The following is a 3,298-nucleotide window of genomic DNA, read 5'->3' as shown; positions in this document are numbered from 1 at the left end:
CCCCGGCAGACCGGGGCGGGCGGACTCCTGCGTTCCTGCCGGGGGCGGTGCTACGCGGCACCGGCGGCGGCGCCCTCCGGTGCCCGCACGGCGTTCTCGGGGAAGTGGCAGGCCACCTGGTGCCCCGTCCGGGCCGTGGCCAGCGGCGGCTCCTGGCTCGCGCAGATCTCCTGGGCCTTCCAGCAGCGGGTGCGGAAGCGGCAGCCGCTGGGCGGGTTGATCGGCGAGGGCACGTCCCCCTTGAGCAGGATCCGCTCGCGGCCGTCGCGCTGCCGGCGGCGCGGGTCCGGCACCGGCACGGCCGACATCAGGGCGGTGGTGTACGGGTGCATCGGGGTGCGGTAGAGCGAGTCCCGGTCGGCGATCTCGACGATCTTGCCGAGGTACATCACGGCCACCCGGTCGGAGACGTGCCGGACCACCGAGAGGTCGTGCGCGATGATCAGGTAGGTCAGCCCGAGCTCCTGCTGGAGGTCGTCGAGCAGGTTGACCACCTGGGCCTGGATGGAGACGTCGAGCGCGGAGACCGGCTCGTCGGCGATGATCATCTTGGGCCGCAGGGCGAGGGCCCGGGCGATGCCGATGCGCTGGCGCTGGCCGCCGGAGAACTCGTGCGGGTAGCGGTTGTAGTGCTCGGGACTGAGCCCGCACAGCTCCAGCAGCTCCTGGACGGCCTTCTTGATCCCGCCCGCCGGCTCGGCCTTCTGCAGCCGGAACGGCGCGCCGACGATGGTGCCGACGGTGTGCCGGGGGTTCAGCGAGGAGTACGGGTCCTGGAAGATCATCTGGATGTCGCGGCGCAGCGGCCGCATCGCCCCGACGCCCAGGTGGGTGATGTCGGTGCCCTCGAACTCGACCGTCCCGCCGGTGGGTTCGTCGAGACGGGTGACCAGCCGGCCCATCGTCGACTTGCCGCAGCCGGACTCGCCGACGACACCGAGGGTCTCCCCGGCGTTGACCGTGAAGTCGATGCCGTCGACCGCCCGGACGGCGCCGGTCTGGCGCCGCAGCAGACCGCCGCGGATGGGGAAGTGCCGGGTCAGACCGGCCACCCGGAGCAGCGGCTGCCGGTCGGGGGCGGGCGTCTGGGCGGGCACCTTCCTCAGGGGTTCGGGCGCCGCCGCCTGAGTGTCCGTCATCGGTTCTCTCCAGAATGGTGGTACGAGGCCGGGCTCACAGCCGGGGCGCGATCTCTTCGGCGAAGATGCGGTGTCGCTCGGCGACCGCGAGGTGACAGGCGGCGTGGTGCCCGGGCGTGGCCTCGGCCAGCGCCGGGGTCTCGGTCGTGGAGCGTCCGCCGGTCCGCCCGGCGTACGGGCAGCGCGGGTGGAAGGCGCAGCCGGACGGCACGTTGATCAGGCTGGGCGGGGTGCCGCGGACCGGGACGAGTCGGTCCTGGAGCTCCCGGTCGAGCCGCGGCATCGAGCCCAGCAGGCCCCAGGTGTAGGGGTGCTCGGGCGCGTCGAAGAGCGTCTCGGCGGGCCCGCGCTCGACGCACTTGCCGCCGTACATCACGAGGATGTCGTCGGCGAGTTCGGCGACCACCCCGAGGTCGTGGGTGATGATGATGACGGCCGAGCCGAACTCCTCCTGGAGGTCCCGGATGAGGTCCAGGATCTGCGCCTGGACGGTGACGTCCAGGGCGGTGGTGGGCTCGTCGGCGATCAGCAGCGAGGGGTCGTTGACCAGGGCCATCGCGATCATCGCGCGCTGGCGCATGCCGCCGGAGAACTGGTGCGGGTAGTCGTCGACCCGGCGGTCGGGCTGCGGGATGCCGACCCGGTCGAGCATCTCGACCGCGCGCGCCCGGGCCTGCCGTTTGTTCGCCTGCGGGTGGTGGACCCGGTACGCCTCGACGATCTGCTGCCCCACCGTGTAGTAGGGGTGCATCGCGGTGAGCGGGTCCTGGAAGATCATCGCCATCTGCCGGCCGCGCAGCTCGCGCACCCGGTCCGGTCCGGCCGCGACCAGTTCCTCGCCGTCCAGCCAGATCTCGCCGCCGATCCGGGCCCGCCTGGAGCGGTGCAGGCCCATGATGCCGAGCGAGGTGACGGACTTGCCGGAGCCGGACTCGCCGACGATGCCGAGGGTGCGGCCCTTCGCGAGGTCGAAGCTGACCCCGTCGACGGAACGGACCAGGCCGTCGTCGGTGTCGAAGTGGATCCGCAGGTCCCGCACGGAGAGGAAGGCGTCCTGGCCGCCCGGGGCGGCCGTGCGGGCCGTGGTCTTCTGGAGCTCGGTCACGACAGCCTCACCCGGGGGTCGACAAGGGCGTACAGGAGGTCAACCACGAGGTTGCACAGGACGATGAAGAACGCGGCGAGCAGGGTGACGCCGAGGATCTTCGGCAGGTCGTTGTCCTTGATCGCGGAGACCGCGAAGAAGCCGACGCCCTGGAGCGAGAAGACCTGTTCGGTGATGAGCGCACCACCGAGCAGCAGGCCCAGGTCCATGCCGAAGATGGTGACGATCGGGGTGAGCGCGGCCCGCAGTCCGTGCCGGGTGACGACCTTGCGCTCGGCCAGGCCCTTGGCCCGGGCGGTGCGGATGTAGTCCTCGCTCATCGTCTCCAGCATCCCGGCGCGGGTGAGCCGGGCGTAGAGCGCGGAGTAGAGGAAGGCCAGCGAGATCCAGGGCAGGATCAGGTTGCGGGCCCACATCAGCGGGTCGTCGGTGAAGTTCGTGTACTGCAGGTTGTCCAGGATCGGCCACTCGTAGCTGAAGAGCGTGAGCAGCAGCGCGCCGGTGAAGAAGACCGGCAGCGAGACGCCGGCCAGGGCCACGCCCATGGAGAGGCGGTCGAAGACCGAGCGCGGCTTGAGCGCGGAGATCACACCGGTGGTGACGCCGGAGACCAGCCAGATCACGGCGGCGCCGATGGCCAGCGAGATGGTGACCGGGATGCGCTTGGTGAGCTCCGGCCAGACCTCCAGGTGGTTCTTGAACGAGTAGCCGAAGCACGGCACGTGGCAGGTGGCCGGTTCCGGGCCGAACTTGTACTCGGCGCCGGAGACCAGCGCCTTCAGGAAGTTCCAGTACTGGGTGTACAGCGGCTGGTCGAACCCGAGGTTCTTCTTGACCGCCGCGATCGCCTCGGGGGAGGGGTTCTTCCCGATGTACTGGGCGGCCAGCTGGTCGGTGGTCTCGCCGGCCAGGCGCGGGAGCAGGAAGAAGATCGCGAAGGTGACCGCGCTGACCACCAACAGCAGCACCGCGGCGGCCAGCGTCCTGCGGATGATGTAGGCAAACACAGTTGGGCGGCTCCGGCGGCCCGCCCCCGTCCGGGGTCCTCCGGACG

Annotated in this window: 3 protein-coding genes; all 3 read right to left on the bottom strand. The window is 71.0% G+C overall.

Annotated elements, in window-relative coordinates; genetic code table 11:
* Nucleotides 1–50 precede the first annotated feature (50 nt).
* From ACFCX4_RS35425 to ACFCX4_RS35415, 3 genes are read right to left on the bottom strand one after another with little or no spacing between them, the layout of a single operon-like run.
* Nucleotides 51–1,139, bottom strand: a complete 1,089-nt coding sequence (locus ACFCX4_RS35425) for an ABC transporter ATP-binding protein (RefSeq protein WP_376151458.1) — start codon at nucleotides 1,137–1,139, stop codon at nucleotides 51–53.
* A 34-nt stretch (nucleotides 1,140–1,173) separates the two neighbouring features.
* Complete coding sequence (locus ACFCX4_RS35420; protein ID WP_376151456.1) at nucleotides 1,174–2,244, bottom strand: ABC transporter ATP-binding protein; 1,071 nt, start codon at nucleotides 2,242–2,244, stop codon at nucleotides 1,174–1,176.
* On the bottom strand, nucleotides 2,241–3,251 hold the full coding sequence (locus tag ACFCX4_RS35415) for an ABC transporter permease (RefSeq protein WP_376151454.1): 1,011 nt from the start codon (nucleotides 3,249–3,251) through the stop codon (nucleotides 2,241–2,243). The genes ACFCX4_RS35420 and ACFCX4_RS35415 overlap by 4 nt, the downstream gene beginning before the upstream one ends.
* Nucleotides 3,252–3,298 lie beyond the last annotated feature (47 nt).

This window comes from Kitasatospora sp. NPDC056327, assembly GCF_042261735.1.
Taxonomy (GTDB): Bacteria; Actinomycetota; Actinomycetes; order Streptomycetales; family Streptomycetaceae; genus Kitasatospora.
This window is presented reverse-complemented; position numbering and strand designations above follow the sequence as displayed.

Coding starts and splice junctions, on each gene's coding strand:
- ACFCX4_RS35425 (WP_376151458.1), bottom strand. CDS start 1,139: ATGACGGACACTCAGGCGGCGGCGCCCGAACCCCTGAGGAAGGTGCCC.